Raw genomic sequence first — 17,456 nt, forward strand, 5'->3', positions numbered from 1 at the left:
GCTTTAGCCGTCGAGTTCTTGCATGCCCTTCGTTCGCCGCAGTATCGAAAGCGTCGTCTCCACCTGGCTGGCCGGCCTGCTCTTGCTCCTGCCGCTGGTCCTGACCCTGGCGCTGATCGGCTGGATCGTCAGCTTCCTCAATGGGCTGATCGGCCCCAACACCACCCTGGGCCGGCTGTTCGTGGCGGTCGGTCACCCCTTCGTCGGCAACTCCCTGGCCGCCTATGGCCTCGGCACCCTGCTCTTGCTGGTACTGCTCTATCCGCTGGGACTGGCGGTCAAGCTGGGCCTGCGCCGGCCGCTGGGCTGGTTCGCCGACGTGACCTTCCGCCGCATTCCGGTGGTGGGCAAGCTCTATGGCCTGGCGGAGCGCTTCGTCGAGTTGCTCGATCGCAAGGAAGGCGGCGCGGATATCCGCGCCATGAGTCCGGTATGGTGCTTCTTTGGCGGTCAGGGCGTGGCGGTGCTGGCACTGCTGCCCAATCCGGCGGTGATCGACATAGAGGGTCGCCACTATCACGCCGTGCTGGTGCCCTCGGCACCGGTCCCCGTGGGCGGCGGGCTGCTCTATGTACCGGTGGACTGGGTGAAGCCGGCGGACATGGGCATCGACATGTTCACCAGCATCTATGTCTCCATGGGCATCACCCTGCCGCCGGTGGTCAAGGATCGCCAGGTGGAGTTCATTCCCCTGGAAGAGGCCGTGCGCCGCCAGCAGGAAAACGGGACGACCGAGGAGCCGCCCCGCCCGTCTTAGAATCTGTTCACGGTCTCGCGAGCTAGAGACAAACAAGGCGAAGAGGGCTGAGGAAGCGGAGTTTACAACTGGTAAATGAGCATTCCGAAGCCATTTTCAACGCAGTTTGGCCGACGCGCAGCAGATCGCGAATAGATTCTTAGTTCTGCACCGCCTGGACCGAACCGCCATCCACGCGCAGGTTGCTGCCGTTGATGAAGGAGCCGCGTTCGGACACCAGCAGGGCGATGGCCGCGGCCACCTCCTCCACCTGGCCGCGACGCTTCTGCACGATGCCGGGTCGTTCTTCGTCGAGGAAGCTTTCGATGGCTTCTTCGAAGGAGACCCCTAGTTCCTTGGCGCGTTTTTCCATCATGCCGTCGGTCATGCCGGTCTCGATGAAGGCTGGCGACACGGTGTTGCACAGCACGCCGTGGGCCGCTTCCTTGTAGGAGAGGTTCTTGATGAAGGCGGCCAGGGCGGCCTTGGCGACGTTGTAGACGGCCTCTTCCCAATAGGGCTGGACGGCGTTTTCCGACGTGATGCAGACGAAGCGACCCCAGCCGCGCTTACGCATGCGCGGGATGGCGGCGCGGCCAACGCGCACGGCGGAAAAGAAGTCGGTGGCCCAGGCCTCCTCGTAGTCGGCATCGGCCAGCTCCAGGGGATCGCCCTTGGCGCCGGTGACGCCCGCGGTATGTACCACGATGTCGATCTGGCCGAAGCGGGCCTCGCCCTGCTCTACCAACTGGTCCACCGCGGCCTGGTCAGTCATGTCGGCGGCGATCAGCAGCGGCTCGCCCGGCAGGCCCTTGGCCGCCGCTTCCAGCTTATCCTGCTCGAGATCGGAGAGCACCAGCTTGACGCCCTCTTCGGCCAACAGCTTGGCCGTGGCCAGCCCCATGCCACCACTGGCCCCCGTGATGAGGGCGACACGCCCCTTGATTCCCAGATCCATAGCGACCTCGTTGGTTGTTTGCGTGCAATGCCGTCATTCGGCGTCTCTGATTCCGACTCGCCACGGGGCGCCGTTGCGCTTACCGTTCGGCGGAAAGCGCAACGGCAGCCCCGCGTGCCGGTCCAGATAGACAAGTCCCCTGGGAAGATCACGATGCACGCCCCTCGCCTGCCCCTGACCCTCTTTCACGACGGCGCCTGCCCGCTGTGCGCCCGCGAGATCGCCTGGCTGCGCCGCCATGCCGACCCCAGCCAACTGCACCTAGTGGATCTGGCCGCGCCGGACTACGAGGCGCAGGCGCCCGCCGATGCGCCGCCGCGCCAGGCCATGCTCGATCTGCTCCACGCCCGGGATGCCGATGGCTACTGGTTCAAAGGCCTGGACGCCACCTACTGGAGCTGGCGCACCGCAGGCCTCGGCCACTGGGCCCGACCGCTGGCCTGGCGGCCGTTGCGGCCGCTGCTGGAACTGGGCTATCGCCTGTTTCTCAAGCTGCGCCCAGGCCTGACCTGGCTGCCGCATCCGCAGGGCAGTCGGCGTTGCCAGGAGGATGTCTGCACCCTGGAAGAGCCGCGCGACCGCTCGCGCAAGGGCTGACACCACCGTTCGCCTGCCATCGCTTCAGTCCTGCAGCAGCGCGGGTCAATCCTGCTGGCATCCGGCCAGGGTTCGCCTGGTCGCCGGTCTCGGCTAAACTGCGCGGCTGCTCGCGTTACGGATCCTGACATGTCTGCTGCTCAACCCGCCCGCGCCCTGGGCCTCGACTTCGGTACCTCCAACTCCACCGCCGGCTGGCTCAGGCCGGCCGGCGACGTCCTGCTGCCCCTCGAAGAAGGCAAGGCCACCCTGCCCTCGGTGATCTTCTTCAACGCCGAAGAACGCCGCCCGGCCTATGGTCGCCAGGCGCTGCACGAATACCTGGAAGGCTACGAGGGCCGCCTGCTGCGCTCGCTCAAGAGCCTGCTCGGCTCCAACCTGCTCAAGGGCGAGACCAGCATCCTCGGCAGCGCCCTGCCCTTCACCGAGGTGCTCGGCCTGTTTCTCGGCACCCTCAAGCAGCGCGCCGAACAGCAGGCCGCTCGCTCCTTCGACGCCGTGGTGCTGGGCCGTCCGGTGCACTTCGTCGATGACGATCCGGTCGCCGACCAGGAGGCCGAGGACACCCTGGCCGCCGTGGCGCGCCAGGTAGGTTTCAGCGATATCTCCTTCCAGTTCGAACCCCTCGCTGCCGCCTTCGACTACGAACGCAGCATCGAGCACGAAGAACTGGTGCTGATCGTCGACATCGGCGGCGGCACCTCGGACTTTTCCCTGGTGCGCCTGGCGCCGGAGCGCCGCAACCTGGCCGACCGCGCCGGCGACATCCTCGCCACCGGCGGCGTGCACGTCGGCGGCACCGACTTCGACCGCCAGCTGAGCCTGGAAGGGGTGATGCCCTTATTTGGCTACGGCAGCGCCATGAAAAGCGGCGCCACCATGCCCACCAGTCACTACATCAACCTGGCGACCTGGCACACCATCAACGCCGTCTACGCCAAGAAGAGCGTGCTGGGCCTGCGCGACATGAGATACGACGCCCAGGACACCCGCTGCATGGATCGCCTGTTCAAGCTCATCGAACAGCGCGCCGGCCACTGGCTGGCGATCCAGGTGGAAGACGCCAAGATCGCCCTCACCGACGACTGGCGCCGCACCCTGCGCCTGGATCGCATCGAGACCGGCCTGGCCGCGGATCTGGAACGCCCCCTGTTCGACGCCGCCATCGCCCTGCAACTGGAGCGCCTGAGCCGCGGCGTGGACGACCTGCTGGCCCGCGCCGATCTCGATCCGGCGCGGGTCGACAGCCTGTTCTTCACCGGCGGCTCCAGTGGTATCCCGGCACTGCGCCAGGCCCTCGCCAAGCGCTTCCCCGGCGCCCGCCTGGTGGACGGTGACCGCTTCGGCAACATCGGCAACGGTCTGGCCATCGAGGCGTTCAAGCGCTACGGCTAGGGCTGCCGCCGCGAGTGGCGCCTGTCGCGGACGATCAGGCGCCGAAGGCCCCGTCGATGGTGTGCATGGCGCCGGTGACGAAGCCGGCCTCGGGGCCGGCCAGCCAGGCCACCATGCCGGCCACCTCGTCGGCGCTGCCATGGCGCTTGATCGCCATGAAGCTGTGCATCAGCTCCTTCATGGGGCCATCGGCCGGGTTCATCTCGGTATCGATGGGGCCCGGCTGCACCACGTTGACGGTGATGCCGCGCGGGCCGAAATCCCGCGCCAGGCCGCGGGCCAGCCCCTGCAGGGCGGACTTGCTCACGGCATAGGCGGCCAGGCCGGGGACCGGCATGCGATCGCCGTTCACCGAGCCGATCACGATGATCCGCCCGCCCACGGGCATCTGCCGCGCGGCTTCCACGGCCGCGTGATAAGGCGCCTGCACATTGATGCTGAACAGGCGATCGACGGCGTCCGGGTCCTGCTCCAGGGCATCGCCGAACAGCGCCACGCCGGAATTCACCACCAGCACATCCAGGGGGCCGCTGTCGCGGACCCGGGCGATCACGGCATCACGATTGGCACTGTCGGTCGCCTCGGCGGTGCTGCCCGTTTCCGCGGCCAGCGCCTGGGCGGCGTCCTTCGAGCTGGAATAGGTGAAGATCACCCGGGCACCCTCGGCGGCGAAGCGCCGCACGATGGCCGCACCTATGCCGCGACTGCCCCCCAGGACCAGCACCGACTTGCCTGCAAAATTCGTCATGACCGTACCTCCCGATTAATGTAGTGAATGCTACAATAAACCTCACTCGACCCCTGTCAAAGTATTTTTGTAATGAGCGCTACAAATAAATCCGGCACCCGTGGTCGCCCGCGCCGCTTCGATCCGGATGCGGCAGTGGCCCAGGCGCAACGCCTGTTCCATGAAAGAGGCTATGACGGCGTGAGCGTCGCCGATCTGACCCAGGCATTCGGGATCAAGCCACCCAGCTTCTATGCAGCCTTCGGCAGCAAGGTCGAGTTGTATGGCAAGGTGCTGGAGCGCTATGTCGCGAACGGTGCGCTGCTGCTGCGACAGATCCTGGAGACCGACCAGCCGCTGGCCGTGGCCCTGACGCAGGTGCTGGAAGCGGCGGCGCGCAACTACGCGGCCGATCCGCAGGCCGCCGGCTGCCTGGTGCTGGAAGGTACCCATAGCGACGATCTACAGGCCCGTGCGGCAGCGGACGGCTACCACCAGGCAGCCCAGGCACTCATCCATGCCCACATCGCCACACGCCGGCCACAGCAGGCGCGAGAGCTGACCGATTTCGTCGTCACCACCATGGCCGGCCTGTCTGCCAGCGCGCGGCATGGCCAGAGCCTGGAACGCCTGCTGGCCAGCGCGCGTCTGGCCGGTCTGGCCCTGAACCAGGCGCTTCTCGCAAACCCGTAAAGCGGATCTAGCGCCCTAATCCCCCGCGATGAACAGGGGATTGAAGCCGCTGCGGGCGTAGCGCCCCGCTTCGGCCAGGGCGAAGTCCAGCGGCAGGCTGGCAAGGTCGTCCGCGAGGGGATCGGCGCCCAGGTTGAAGCTCTTGCTGACCAGCTTGAGGTAGCTGTCGCAGCTGTCGCAGGTCTCGGCCTGGGCGGCCAGGGGCGTCTTGCCGGCTTCGTCCTCCAGTGCCAGATAGCGCACCTGGGCACTGGTGTTGCAGCAGCTGCACTTGCTGCGTTCCAGGTGCCACTCGGTGGCGCAGAGGCTGCAGTGCAGATAGCGTACGTTGTCGCGATCACGGTCGGCGTGGACGATACTGGCCAGCGGCGGTGCGGCACAGCAGGGGCAAAGCACCCGGCTGACGTCGCCATGGCGTTGGGGCGGCTGTGGCAGGGTCAGGGCTAGGCGTACCCAGGCCACTTGCAGGGCGGCGCCCACCAGAGGCAGTAACGCCCGGCGCTCGGTGGCGCCAGGCTCCTGCGCCAGAACTTGCTCGGCCAGTTGCTGGCGCTCGGCAGCAGACAAGGCGACCAGCTGTTCGAGCACCGGGCGCTGGCGCTCGGCCACGCGCAGCTCCAGGGTGACCAACAGAGCGTCCAGATCGCCCTGCCAGTCCAGATCCCGTAGCAGAGCCTGGCCCTGCAGGGGCGGCATGCCATGCTCCAGGGCCAGGCTGAAGGCGTCCGGTGCCGGTTGCCAACTGGGCTGGCGTTCCTGCAGGACACCATCCTGGGCCTGGATCAGCAGGGCCATGAAGCCGAGAAAATCACTTAGCTCGGTGCTGCGTTCGGCCAGCTCGCGCAGGCGCCGCGCACGCCGGGCGAACAGCTGCCGATCGGGCAGGACCACCGGCGGCGGATTGAGGATGCCGGTGGGCGAAGTACCGTACTGATGCATCAGGGAGTCCCCTTGTCGGGCATGCGGTGTTCATCCAGGGGGCGGTCGCCCCGCTCGCCCCTTTCGCGGCGCTCCTGCTCGACGATCTCGTCGTACCACAGCCGGTGATGGTGCTTGGCCCAGGCACGGCTGACACGGCCCTGGGTCATCGCCCGGAAGGAGCCCTTCACCCAGATCGCCGAGTAGATGTGGATGATCAGGGTGACGATGGCGATGAAGGCGACATAGGCGTGTACCAGACTGGAAAAGCGCAGCCAGCCGCGTGGCAGGATGTCGGCGAAGTACGGCCGCCAGATGAAGAAGCCGCTGAGCAGCAACGCCGGTACGGACAGCAGCATCACCCAGTACACTAGCTTCTGCCCAGGGTTGTTGGCGCCGATGGGCGGCGCCAGTTCGTCACGGTTGGCGAGGACATCGCTAATGCGCCGGACCCAGGCCACGTCGTGGCGCTTGAACAGGTTGACCCTGAAGAAGCGCACCGCCATGACCACGAAACCCAGGCTCATGGCCACCCCGATGAAGGGGTGCAGGATGCGCGTCATGGTCGGTCCGCCAAACAGCGCCGTGAGGTCGAAAAAGAACGGATGAAAGAAGGCCAGGCCGCTCAGGGTCAGGCAGACGAAGGTGAAGGCGATGAACCAGTGGTTCAGCCGGCTGAAGGTGGTATAGCGCAGGATGCCGCGCTTGTTGTCCGACGGCGTAGTCATGGCCGATCCTCCTCGCGCGCGGCGTGGCGCTCTTCCTCGTCCGGCGATTCCTCGGGTTCTTCCTTGGGACCCTTGGTCAGGTAGTGGGCGATGCCCGCGATGGCGGTAACCCCCAGCAGCGCCGACATGATCGGCTTGGTCACGCCCTTCCACAGACTGACCATGGGGCTGATCTGCGGATTGGCCGGCAGGTGGGTATACAGCTCGGGCTTGTCGGCGTGCTGCAGCACGTACATCACATGGGTGCCGCCCACGCCGGCCGGATCGTAGATGCCGGCGCCGGGAAAGCCGCGATCATTGAGTTGGCCGACCCGCATCTCGGCCTGTTCCGTCATGTCCTCCTTGGTGCCGAACATGATCGCCCCGGTCGGGCAGGATTTGACGCAGGCGGGCTCCATGCCGTGATAGACGCGATCGGAACAGAGGGTGCACTTGTAGGCTTTCTGGTCCTTCTTGGAAATGCGCGGTACGTCGAACGGGCACCCCGAGACGCAATAGCCGCAGCCGATGCAGTGCTCGGAGTTGAAGTCGACGATACCGTTGGCGTACTGCACGATGGCCCCGGGCGCCGGGCAGGCCTTGAGGCAGCCCGGGTCGGCGCAGTGCATGCAGTTGTCCTTGCGGATCAGCCACTCCAGGTTGCCCTTCTCGTTGACGTATTCGTCGAACCTCATCACTTGGAAGGTCTCCGGGGTGAGGTCCGGCGGATTGTTGTAGGTGCCGTTGCAGTGGCCGACCTCATCGCGCAGATCGTTCCATTCCGAGCACGCCACCTGGCAGGCCTTGCAACCGATGCAGCGCGACACGTCGATCAGCTTGGCTACCTTTTCCACCCCGCCGATGCGGGTATGGGGCGACTCCTCGGAGGTAGCCGAGCGTGCGACGATGTTCTGGAAGTTGACTTGATCGCCTCTCATAAGACCTTCCTCAGACCTTTTCCACGTTCACCAGGAACGACTTGAATTCCGGTGTCTGGGTGTTGGCATCGCCCACGAAGGGGGTCAGGGTGTTGGTGAGGAACCCGGGTCGGGTCACGCCCTTGAAGCCCCAGTGGATGGGGATGCCGACGTGGTGCACGGTACGGCCTTCCACCTGCAGCCCGCGCATGCGCTTGGTCACCACTGCCACCGCCTTGATATAGCCCCGCTTGGAGCTGACCTTGACCCAATCGCCGGCCTTGATGCCGAGTTCGTTCGCCAGGTCCTCGCCGATCTCGACGAATTTCTCCGGCTGGGCGATGGCATTGAGCCGCGCATGGGTGGTCCAGAAGTGGAAGTGCTCGGTCAGCCGGTAGGTGGTGGCCGCATAGGGAAACTCCTCGCGGGTACCTAGGCGTGCCCGGTCGCCGGGGAAGATCCGTGCCGCCGGGTTGTTCTTGGCCCGAGGGTTGTCCGGGTGCAGGGGGTTGTTGTCCAGCGGCGATTCGAAGGGCTCGTAGTGCTCAGGGAAGGGGCCTTCGGCCAGGAGGCTGCCACCAAAGAAGTGCGCGACGCCCTCCTGGTTGAGGATGAAGGGCCCGGCCTTGGCCGAAGGTGGCGAGGTCCAGGGGAAATCGGGGACGTCGGCCCCTGCCCAGCGCTCGCCGTTCCACCAGATCAGCCGCTTCTCCGGGGCCCAGGAGGTACCGTCCGGCCGGGCGCCGGCGCGGTTGTAGAGGATGCGGCGATTGAGTGGCCAGGACCACGCCCAGCCCAGGGTCATGCCGATGTTGTAGGGATCGGCGTTGTCGCGCCGGTCCATGTTGTTGCCGTGACGGGTGTAGGAGCCAGAGTAGATCCAGCAGCCACAGGTGGTGCTGCCGTCGTCGGCCAGGAAACCGAAGTCGTCGAGCAACTCGCCGCGCTTGTGGGAGATGGTGCCATTCGGCCCGGGCAGGTCGGCCAGGGCCCTGCCGTTGTACTCCTGGGCGATGTCCTCGGGATTGGGTTCCTCCGGATTGCTGTAGGGCCAGGTCAGGTTGAGGATCGGATCAGGAAAGGCACCACCCTCGTCGCGATACATGCCCTGCAGGCGATGGAACAGCCCGGCCATGATGGCCACGTCCGGGCGCGCCTCGCCGGGTGGGGGCGCCGCGCGCCAGTGCCACTGCAGCCAGCGCGAGCTGTTGACGATGGCACCGTTCTCCTCGGCGAAGCAGGTGGTGGGCAGGCGGAACACCTCGGTCTGGATCTGGCTGGGATCCACGTCATTGAGTTCGCCGTGGTTCTGCCAGAATTCGGCGGTCTCGATGGCCAGCGGATCCATCACCACCAGGTACTTGAGCTTGGCAAGCGCCTGGCTGACCTTGTTCTTGTCTGGGAAGGAGGCCAGCGGGTTGAAACCCTGGCAGAAATAGCCGGTGATCTCGCCGTGGTGCATGCGCTCGAAGGTGTGGAGGACGTCGTAAAGCGGCTCGCTGAGCTTGGGCAGCCAGTCGTAGCACCAGTCGTTGTCCTTGGTCGCCGCCTCGGAGAACCAGGCTTTCATCAGGCTGACATGGAAGCGCTCATAGTACTTCCAGTAGGAGACCTCGCCCTCACGCAGGGGCTGCTTGGCCCGCCGCTTGATGTACTCGCGGTACTCCTGCTCCTCGTGGGAAGCCAGATAGAGATAGCCCGGCAGCTGGTTGGAGAGCAGGCCCAGGTCAGTCAGGCCCTGGATGTTGGAGTGGCCGCGCAAGGCGTTGACCCCACCGCCGAGCATGCCGATGTTGCCCAGCAGCAACTGCACCATGGAGGCGGTACGGATGATTTGGGCGCCGATGGAGTGCTGGGTCCAGCCTAGCGCATAGAGGATGCTCATGGTGCGCTCGGGGCGCGCCGTCTCGGCGATCATGTCCCAGGTGGTCTGGATCTGCTCGCGGGGCATGCCGCAGACGCGCTCCACCAACTCGATGGTGTAGCGGCTGTAGTGCGCCTTCATCAGCTGGTAGACGCAGCGCGGGTGTTGCAGGGTGGGGTCTTCCTTGACCATGCCGCGCTCGTCGAACTCGTAGCTCCAGCTGGACTTCTCGTAGGCACGGCGCTTGTCTTCGCCAAAGCCGGAGAAGAGACCGTCGTGGAAGCCGTAGTCTTCCTTCACGATGATGGCGACGTCGGTGTAGGCCCTTACGTACTCATGCTGGATCTGGTCCGTGGTGAGCAGGAAGTTGATCAGCCCGCCCAGGTAGACGATATCGGTCCCGGTGCGAATATAGGCGTGGTAATCCGCCACCGCCGAGGTACGGGTGAAGCGCGGATCGATGGTGATCAGCTTGGCGTTGTTTTTTTCCTTGGCTTCCACCATCCAGCGAAAGCCCACCGGGTGCGCCTCGGCCGAGTTGCCGCCCATGGACAGGATGAGATTGGCGTTGCGGATGTCGACCCAATGATTGGTCATGGCACCGCGGCCGAACGAAGGGGCAAGACCTGCCACCGTCGGTCCGTGTCAAACGCGCGCCTGGTTGTCGATTGCCAGCATGCCGAGGCTGCGGATCACCTTCTGGGTGAGGTACGCGGTCTCGTTAGAAGAGGCCGACGCCGCCAGGAAGCCAGTGGTGGTCCAGTGGTTGACCAGATGACCATCGGCGTCATGGGTGACGAAGTTCTTGTCCCGGTCCTCCTTCATGTAGCGGGCGATGCGGTCCAGCGCCTCGTTCCAGCTGATGCGCTTCCACTCGTTGCTGCCAGGCTCGCGGACCTCGGGATGGGAAAGGCGCGATTCGCTCTTGATGAAGTCCAGCACTCCCGCGCCCTTGGGACAGAGGGAGCCGCGACTGACCGGATGATCTGGATCGCCTTCGACGTGATAGATGTCGCTGACGGTATTGATGCCGCCATCGCCACGGCTGTAGAGCAGCATGCCGCAACCCACCGAGCAGTAGGTGCAGGTATTGCGCGTCACCTTGGCGGCGGCGAGCTTGTAGTAGCGAATGGACGCCAGCGCGGGTTCAGGGGCGAAGCCGAGCATGGCCATGCTCGAGGTGGCGACCCCTGCCGTACTGAGTTTGAGAAAGTTGCGGCGCGATACCTTGATCGACATTTTTTAGGTAACTCCAGGCACATCACGGTAGGACTTCGTCCTAACCGAGGCCTGGCAGTTCGAGCGAAGCGTTGACTTTCTTCGTCAAAAACCATTCAAACTAGCATTTTAGCGAAGCGGCGAAGGGCCTTCGCAAGGTCTGGATTAAGCCCTTGCGGCGGCTGCGACCTTTCGTCCGACGGCCTTCACGGCTGACCGCAGGGCGCCGCTGGAGTAAGGTGGCGGCCTTCATCGCATCTTCGAGAGAGTCTGTCCCATGTCGCTGGAAATCGTCGACCATCCCGCCCTGGAAGTGACCGGTCTGCTGTTCGAGCCTGGCCAGGGCGAAGACATCGCCGCCCTCTGGCGGCGCTTCGCCGACCGCGCCGGGGAAATCGCCGGCCGCGAAGGCGACGCCGAATGGTACGGCCTGAGCTGGCGCCAGGCCGGCGCCATGCACTACCTGGCTGCCGTGGCGACCGCGCCGGGCGCGCCCCTGCCCGCCGGCATGGTGCGCCAGGAACTGCCGGAGGGTCGCTATGCCCGCTACGTGCACCTGGGCACCGCACCCAGCGTGGCCAAGAGCCTCGGTCGACTGTTCGCCGAGCTGCTCCCCGCCCGTGGCCTGCAACCGCGTCCAGGCGCCTGCTTCGAGCACTACACAGAGGCCTTCACCGGCGTGGACGCCCAGGATTCGCAGATCTACATCTACGTCCCGGTCTACTAGACCTGCGAGCGCCGCACGACGGACAGGACGTTCGTCAGCTGCGGCTTGCCTCCCGGCATAACCCTTTCCAAGCTGGGGGTATCGTCCGCAACTCCAGGTGCCCGATGTCCCTGCCCGAGCTTCAGTCCTTTATCGCCCGGCACGAGCGGATCTTCCTGCTCACCGGTGCCGGTTGCAGCACCGATTCCGGCATTCCCGATTACCGCGACCGCGACGGCGCCTGGAAGCGCCCGCAACCGGTCACCCTGCAGGCCTTCGTCGGCGACGAACTCTTGCGCCGCCGCTACTGGGCGCGCAGCCTGATCGGCTGGCCGCGCTTCTGCCAGGCGCGGCCCAACGCCACCCACCAGGCCCTGGCGGCCCTGGAGCGACGCGGCCAGGTGGAGATGCTGCTGACCCAGAACGTCGATCGCCTGCACCAGGCCGCCGGCAGCGAGGCGGTGATCGACCTGCACGGCCGCCTCGACCAGATCCGCTGCCTGGGTTGCGAGATGCGCCTGCCGCGCCAGGAATTCCAGCAATGGCTGGGCGAACTCAATGGCGACTGGCTGCAGCTGGACGCGGCTACCGCGCCGGATGGCGATGCCGATCTGGAAGGCGTGGACTTCATGAGTTTTCGCGTGCCGGATTGCCCGCGCTGCGGCGCCCTGCTCAAACCGGACGTGGTGTTCTTTGGCGAACACGTGCCCGGCGCGCGGGTGGAGCGCGCCTTCGCCCACCTGGGCCGCGCCGATGCGCTGCTGGTGGTGGGCTCGTCACTGATGGTCTATTCGGGCTTTCGCTTCGCCCAGGCAGCAGCCCGTGCCGGGCTGCCCATCGCCGCCCTGGGCTATGGCCGGACACGGGCGGACGAGTTGCTGAACCTCAAGGTGGAGGCCTCCTGCGCCCAGGCCCTGGCCTTTCTGCTGGAGTATCCTGCAGCTGCGGCGCCTCCCCCTACGCGGGGACTTGCTGACGCCGCGGCGCCCTTCCCAGATGCATCAGCGGACGCTCGATCCAGCGGTAGCTGAGCATCGACAGCAGACAGGCGAGCACCAGCACCGGTGGCAGCAGCGACATGAAGCCGAGCGTGCCCAGGGTCTCGACCGAGCCGAGGTTGAGCAGGGTGAAGAGGCCATAGAGCAGCAGGCCGTGGGTGAGATAGAGGCTGTAGCTGATCTCGCCCAGCACCTTGAGACCGCGACTGCGCAGGAGGCCGAAGAGATCGTTGCCGGCGGCCATGGCGGCGAAGGGCAAGCCCAGCGCGAGCATCTGCCTGAGGCTGTAGTCCGGCTGGGTCATGGCGTAGCCCACCAGCGCCAGCGACAGCGCCGCCACCAGGGGCGTACGCAGCCGCGCCAGTAGGCCCGGCAGATGAACCTTGACGAACACCGGCAGGAATCCCAGCAGGAACAGCAGCCCGAAGCGCGCGCCCAGTACCTGATAGTGATAGCCGGCGGCGACCAGCCCGCCCACCAGCAGCACCGAGACCAGCAGCGGCAGCCCGAAACCGCGGCGGTTGAACAGCGCGGCGATGATCGGCAGCGCCAGATAGAACAGCGCCTCGTAGCGCAACGTCCAGTGGGCGCCGGCGGTCATCCAGCCACTCTCCTCCAAGCCATTGAGGGTAAAGCCGGAGAACAGCTCCCAGCTGAGCAGTTCGAGCATGAAGTGCTGGCCGTCGCCGATGACGAAGTGGGTGCGGATCAGGGTGAAGAGCACCACCACGGCCACCACGCAGAGGTACAGCGGCATCACCCGCAGTACCCGTGAACGGAGCAGCTCGCCCCAGTCCGGCGTGCGCCGGTAGACCTTTCCGAAGAACAGGTAGCCGGTGATCATGAAGAACAGCGACACCGGCACCACGCCCATGTTGTAGAGCAGATCGCTGTCGGGTTCGCGCCACTGACCCTCGGCCTTGAGATGATAGGTCAGCACGAAATGCAGGCAGACCACGGCGGTGGCGAGAATGCCGCGCAGGGCATCCAGCGGCGAGGAGCGCGCCAGGGTCTCCTGGGTGAGCAGCGGGCTGCGGCGCAGGGCGAAGGCCAGCAACACCAAGGTGCCCAGGTAAAGGGCGATGGGGAGAGCGACGTCAGTCATATCCGTGACCTTCTTGACAGGAACCGGCAAAGACTCGCCCCCAGACCGCCGGAGCGGTCGCCGGAGCGAGCGAGAGAAAACCGTGACAGCCGGGCACGCTACCGCGCGGTACGCGACCGAGGGCAGACGGACCGGAAAGAGAGGAGAACCGCGGCGAGCGGAAGGATCCGCTGCCTCAGCTAAGCGCGAGAACGCCCATCTGACAAGTCTTGTTACAGGCGTTCCCTTGGGTTCAACGTTTCGCTGCCCTGGGTCAGCAGCCCTGGCACGGGCATTAGTAACGCGCTACCGTTGGTCGGCTGTTCAGGCGCTGGAATACACCAAGGGCAATCACACTGGTTGTTTGCTGCCTTTTAGGCTTCAATTGCAGCCCAAAAGGCAGCAAAAAAATTCTTATGTCCCTTGCTTCCGTTCTATTTCCCGACTATCGCCGCAAGGTCCTGGCACTTCTTCTGCTCCATCCGGAGAGCAGCTACCATCAGCGCGAAATCGCGCGCTTGACCGAGACCCAGTCTGGCACCCTGAGCCGTGAGCTCGTCAAGCTGGTCGCGGCAGGTCTGGCCGTGAAGACGCGCGTGGGTAATCAACAGCACTATCGCGCCAATCGGGAGTGCCCCATCTTCGAAGAGCTGGCGAGCATCTTGCGCAAGACCAGTGGCCTGACCGATATTCTGGCCGAGGCGCTGAGCCCCATTGCAGACCGAATATCGGCAGCTTTCGTCTTCGGCTCGATGGCTAGCGGCAAAGCAAGCGCTGGAAGCGATATTGACCTCATGATCCTGGGTACCGTGACCTTCCGCGAGGTAGTGACATCGCTCTATCCCTGTCAGGAGACGCTTGGGCGCGAGATCAATCCCAAGGTATACCCGCGAGAGGAATGGCAGAGGCTGTTGGCGGAAGGAGGAGCCTTCATCACGGACCTGCTGGAAAAGCCCAAGGTGTTCGTCATCGGCGACGCTTCGTACCTGTCACAAGGAAGGACAGATGACCCTGGATAATCTGCTCGGCAAGAGTCTTGAGGCGATCACACCGGACCCTGCGAGCATCCAGCGCTTGCTGGAGGCAGCGCAACGTAGCTTGACCGATGCGTGTCTACCAATACTGAGCAGCGAAAGCCGCTTCGATCTGGCCTACAAGGCAATCATGCAGGGCGCGAACGCAGCGCTTCAGGCCAATGGCTATCGGACCCTGACTAGCCGGCCCGGTCACCATCAGACCATGATCCAGTCACTGCCCCGGACCGTCGAGCTTGATACATCGACAATGTTGGTACTGGATACCTTGCGCAAGCAACGCAACGTCATCGACTACTCGGGCGATCTAGTCAGCGATTCGATGGCGCAGGAGGCCTTGCAGCAGGCCGAGGTCCTGCTCCAGCACGTCACGCATTGGCTGAAGCAAAATCGACCAGAGCTGCTATCGGATCGCGAGCGCTAACAGCGCTCGCGATCCGACAACTGGCTTGCTTCAGGGCGCCAGTGCCCGCGCCACTACCGGGTAGTGATCCCACACCTGGCCGTCCGCCAGGGAGCGCAGCAGCTTCACGTATTCGGCGTGGGACCAGGCCAGCGGCGTCGCCGAATCGGTGCCCTGCCCCTGGGTGTAGCCGTGGCGCTGGTTGTCACCCACGCCATCCCAGACCTGCTCGGGCAGCATCAGGCCGGCGTTGGCGAACAGCTCCAGGCCGCGGACGTAGGTGTCACGCAGCTTGCCCAGCGCCGCCGGGTCCGGCTTGCCCTGCAGGACCAGGCGCGCCAGCTCGTAATGGCCGCGCTCGCCGGTGAAGATCGGCCAGACCCGGCCACGCAGCCCCGAGTTGGGCACCGGCTGCTCGGTGGCCGGGAAATTGATGCCAGAGCTTTCGCTCTCGCCATAGCCGTCGTTGCCGTAGCGCCGCCAGCCGGGGAAGGTGCCGCTGACGCCGGGGTACTGGAAGCTGTACTTGACCCGCAGATTCTCCGGCAGGCCTTCGTCATCCAGCACCGCCAGGCTCTGCTGCACCAGGGGATCGCTGGCCGGTCGCACGCCGTAGCGCACCAGTTCGAGGAACCCGGCGTCCAGCACCTGGTCCTCCGGCAGGCCCGGACGGCTGTTGTTGTCCACCAGCTTGCCCTTGTCGTTGGGATCGTCGTTCTGGGTGATGCGCAGGTAGTAGTTGCCGGCGCCCAGGCTGCCCTGGGTGGTGGCCATGGTCTTTTCCACCTGGCCGGAATAGTGCCGGGCGGTATCGCGGTAACGGCTGGCATTGGCCTCGTCGCCGGCATGGCGCGCCAGCTCGCTGGCGGTGGCGAGACCGGCGATCACCGCCGCGGTGGTGGATGGCGAATAGCCCCACTGCTCTTCCCAGCGCTCCTGCTGGGTCTGCGGCGGCTTGACCTGCCAGGTGTTCCAGCCCAGGTTGACCTGGCTGTCACGGGCGAGGAAATCCGCCGCGGGCCTGAGCATGTCGCGGTACCAGCGGTCGATCTCGGCATCGCCGAGCAGGCCACCCTGCCAGAGGCGATAGCCGAGCATGATGGGCATGGCGGTCTGGTCGAGTTGCACGCCGACCCACTCGATGGTGCCGTCGACATGGGTCTTCTGCAGGAACCAGCCGGTAGCGCCCGGTGCCCGTACCTCGTCGCCCCGTTTCTGCTGATGGATGAAGGCGGAGCTGTCGGCCGGCTTGTGCGCGGTATTGGCATCCACCTGCACCTGCTTGAGGTAACTGAAGGCGACCTTGGGCGTCTGCCGGTCACCCAGCGCCAGCAGAGCCATGGCGCACTGGTAGAAGTCCCGTGGCCAGACCGCCTTGTAACCGGTCGTGCCTTTGCCCGCCGGCACCGTTTCACCCCAGGGATTGGACAGCGAGGCGATCAGGGCGCCGGCGTGGGTCTTGTCCTCCTGAGCCTTGAGCACCAGGGCGCTGGCATTGACCAGCTTGCCGCCGTCGCCGGCCTGCGCCTGCAGGCGCGGCAGCTGGTCGAGACCGGCCAGGTAGTCCTGCCAGCCGATGGCGTCGCCCTCGCCGTTGTAGTGGGCCAGCACCTTTTGGTAGCCACGGGTCAGGGTGGCATCCGCCGCCGCCTCGGCCTGGCGCGGATTGGCGCCGAAGCCCACCACCACGTCCAGGGTGGTCTCGGCGCCCTTGAGCGGCAGCTTGGCCAGCATGGCGACGTTGCCGGCCTGGTCGCCGGTGCTGCTGTAGAGCTGGGTCAGCTTGCCGTTGCGGCGCAGGTCGTCGAGGCCGTCGGAGCTGCCGACGAAGCCCACGGTGGGCGTCTGCAGCGGCTGGCTGGCCTTCACCACCAGGGCGTGCTCGCCTTCGCTGGCGTAGAGCACCCCACCCTTCACCGCGGCGCGGTCGTGGCTACCGCTGTTGGCCAGCGCCGGATCGACATAGAGATAGGGCTGGATGCGTGGGTCCTGGCTGCGAAAGATGACACGCATGACCAGGGTGTCCTGGTCCGGGTCGGTGAAGACGTGTTTCTCGATCTCGTAGCGGCCCTGGCGGTCGCGGTTGACGATCTTGTAGGCCAGCGAGGTGGGCCGGCCGGCGGCATCGGTGGCCAGGTATTCGATGCGGCTGTCGGTGTCGTCGCGCTCCAGGTGGGTGAAGTCGGGACCGCGGATCACCAGCTGCATCTCGCGCAGCTGCGCCTCGTGGATGAGACCCTGCATGGTCTCGGTGACCACCCCCTGGGCCAGGGAAAACCACACCCGCGAGACGCGGCCGGTGCTGGCCTGGTCGCTGTAGGCGCCATCGCGATAGGCCTCGTAGCTGGTGCCGATGCCGGTCTTGCCGGAATAGGACCAGAAGGGCGTGGCACCGGGGGCGCCAGGAGCCTCCAAGGCAAACGCCAGGGGAGTCAGCAGAAAACTGGCGGAACAGAGCAGCGGACGGACGAAGCGGACGGGCATGGGCAGGCGGGCCTTGT

At 65.7% G+C, this 17,456-nt stretch carries 16 protein-coding genes; 8 read left to right on the forward strand and 8 right to left on the reverse strand.

Going from position 1 to position 17,456, the window contains the following annotated elements; translation table 11 throughout:
- The first annotated feature begins 22 nt into the window (after nt 1-22).
- Nucleotides 23-757, forward strand: a complete 735-nt coding sequence (locus tag AX284_RS06680) for a DUF502 domain-containing protein (protein ID WP_068384258.1) — start codon at nt 23-25, stop codon at nt 755-757.
- Nucleotides 758-896: 139 nt separating this feature from the next.
- Here AX284_RS06680 and AX284_RS06685 read toward each other — a convergent pair whose 3' ends face one another.
- Nucleotides 897-1,694, reverse strand: coding sequence for an SDR family NAD(P)-dependent oxidoreductase (locus AX284_RS06685; protein WP_017642651.1), 798 nt, complete (start codon nt 1,692-1,694; stop codon nt 897-899).
- Nucleotides 1,695-1,847: 153 nt separating this feature from the next.
- On the opposite strand from AX284_RS06685, the gene AX284_RS06690 reads away from it, so the two are divergent.
- A complete protein-coding gene (locus tag AX284_RS06690; RefSeq protein WP_068384260.1) occupies nt 1,848-2,291 on the forward strand; it encodes a thiol-disulfide oxidoreductase DCC family protein in 444 nt (147 codons plus the stop codon).
- 129 nt (nt 2,292-2,420) lie between these two features.
- Entirely contained in the window at nt 2,421-3,686 is a 1,266-nt protein-coding gene (locus AX284_RS06695; RefSeq protein WP_068384261.1) for an Hsp70 family protein, read from the forward strand.
- 34 nt (nt 3,687-3,720) lie between these two features.
- Here the strand turns inward: AX284_RS06695 and bdcA are convergent, their stop codons facing one another.
- Nucleotides 3,721-4,434 (reverse strand): SDR family oxidoreductase, encoded by a 714-nt coding sequence (gene bdcA / locus AX284_RS06700; protein WP_068384263.1) that lies wholly within the window; start codon nt 4,432-4,434, stop codon nt 3,721-3,723.
- Nucleotides 4,435-4,506: 72 nt separating this feature from the next.
- On the opposite strand from bdcA, the gene AX284_RS06705 reads away from it, so the two are divergent.
- On the forward strand, nt 4,507-5,106 hold the full coding sequence (locus tag AX284_RS06705) for a TetR/AcrR family transcriptional regulator (RefSeq protein WP_068384265.1): 600 nt from the start codon (nt 4,507-4,509) through the stop codon (nt 5,104-5,106).
- 15 nt (nt 5,107-5,121) lie between these two features.
- On the opposite strand, the gene fdhE is transcribed toward AX284_RS06705, so the two are convergent.
- Genes fdhE through fdnG form a run of 4 tightly spaced genes read right to left on the reverse strand, consistent with a single transcriptional unit; the run spans nt 5,122 to nt 10,745 of the window.
- Nucleotides 5,122-6,045 (reverse strand): formate dehydrogenase accessory protein FdhE, encoded by a 924-nt coding sequence (fdhE, locus tag AX284_RS06710; RefSeq protein ID WP_064307559.1) that lies wholly within the window; start codon nt 6,043-6,045, stop codon nt 5,122-5,124.
- On the reverse strand, nt 6,045-6,752 hold the full coding sequence (locus AX284_RS06715; RefSeq protein ID WP_068384267.1) for a formate dehydrogenase subunit gamma: 708 nt from the start codon (nt 6,750-6,752) through the stop codon (nt 6,045-6,047). Before AX284_RS06715 ends, fdhE begins: the two co-directional genes overlap by 1 nt.
- Entirely contained in the window at nt 6,749-7,669 is a 921-nt protein-coding gene (gene fdxH, locus AX284_RS06720) for a formate dehydrogenase subunit beta (protein ID WP_068384269.1), read from the reverse strand. Before fdxH ends, AX284_RS06715 begins: the two co-directional genes overlap by 4 nt.
- A gap of 10 nt (nt 7,670-7,679) precedes the next feature.
- Nucleotides 7,680-10,745, reverse strand: coding sequence for a formate dehydrogenase-N subunit alpha (gene fdnG / locus AX284_RS06725; protein WP_143075308.1), 3,066 nt, complete (start codon nt 10,743-10,745; stop codon nt 7,680-7,682).
- Between the two features lie 262 nt (nt 10,746-11,007).
- Between fdnG and AX284_RS06735 the strand changes: the two genes are divergently transcribed.
- Both AX284_RS06735 and AX284_RS06740 read left to right on the forward strand, forming a co-directional pair.
- The gene (locus AX284_RS06735; protein ID WP_064307562.1) at nt 11,008-11,457 is read left to right on the forward strand and encodes a GyrI-like domain-containing protein; all 450 of its coding nucleotides are present in this window, start codon (nt 11,008-11,010) and stop codon (nt 11,455-11,457) included.
- Nucleotides 11,458-11,561: 104 nt separating this feature from the next.
- Entirely contained in the window at nt 11,562-12,467 is a 906-nt protein-coding gene (locus AX284_RS06740) for an NAD-dependent protein deacetylase (protein ID WP_068384275.1), read from the forward strand.
- Here the strand turns inward: AX284_RS06740 and AX284_RS06745 are convergent.
- Entirely contained in the window at nt 12,394-13,539 is a 1,146-nt protein-coding gene (locus tag AX284_RS06745; RefSeq protein WP_068384277.1) for an acyltransferase family protein, read from the reverse strand. The genes AX284_RS06740 and AX284_RS06745 overlap by 74 nt on opposite strands.
- Nucleotides 13,540-13,934: 395 nt before the next feature.
- Between AX284_RS06745 and AX284_RS06750 the strand changes: the two genes are divergently transcribed.
- Both AX284_RS06750 and AX284_RS06755 read left to right on the forward strand, forming a co-directional pair.
- Nucleotides 13,935-14,537, forward strand: a complete 603-nt coding sequence (locus AX284_RS06750; protein ID WP_068384279.1) for a nucleotidyltransferase domain-containing protein — start codon at nt 13,935-13,937, stop codon at nt 14,535-14,537.
- Nucleotides 14,524-14,976, forward strand: coding sequence for a DNA-binding protein (locus AX284_RS06755; protein WP_068384281.1), 453 nt, complete (start codon nt 14,524-14,526; stop codon nt 14,974-14,976). The genes AX284_RS06750 and AX284_RS06755 overlap by 14 nt, the downstream gene beginning before the upstream one ends.
- Before the next feature lie 30 nt (nt 14,977-15,006).
- On the opposite strand, the gene AX284_RS06760 is transcribed toward AX284_RS06755, so the two are convergent.
- Entirely contained in the window at nt 15,007-17,439 is a 2,433-nt protein-coding gene (locus AX284_RS06760; protein WP_068384283.1) for a glucan 1,4-alpha-glucosidase, read from the reverse strand.
- Between the last annotated feature and the right edge of the window lie 17 nt (nt 17,440-17,456).

This window comes from Pseudomonas sp. HUK17 (genome assembly GCF_001566765.1).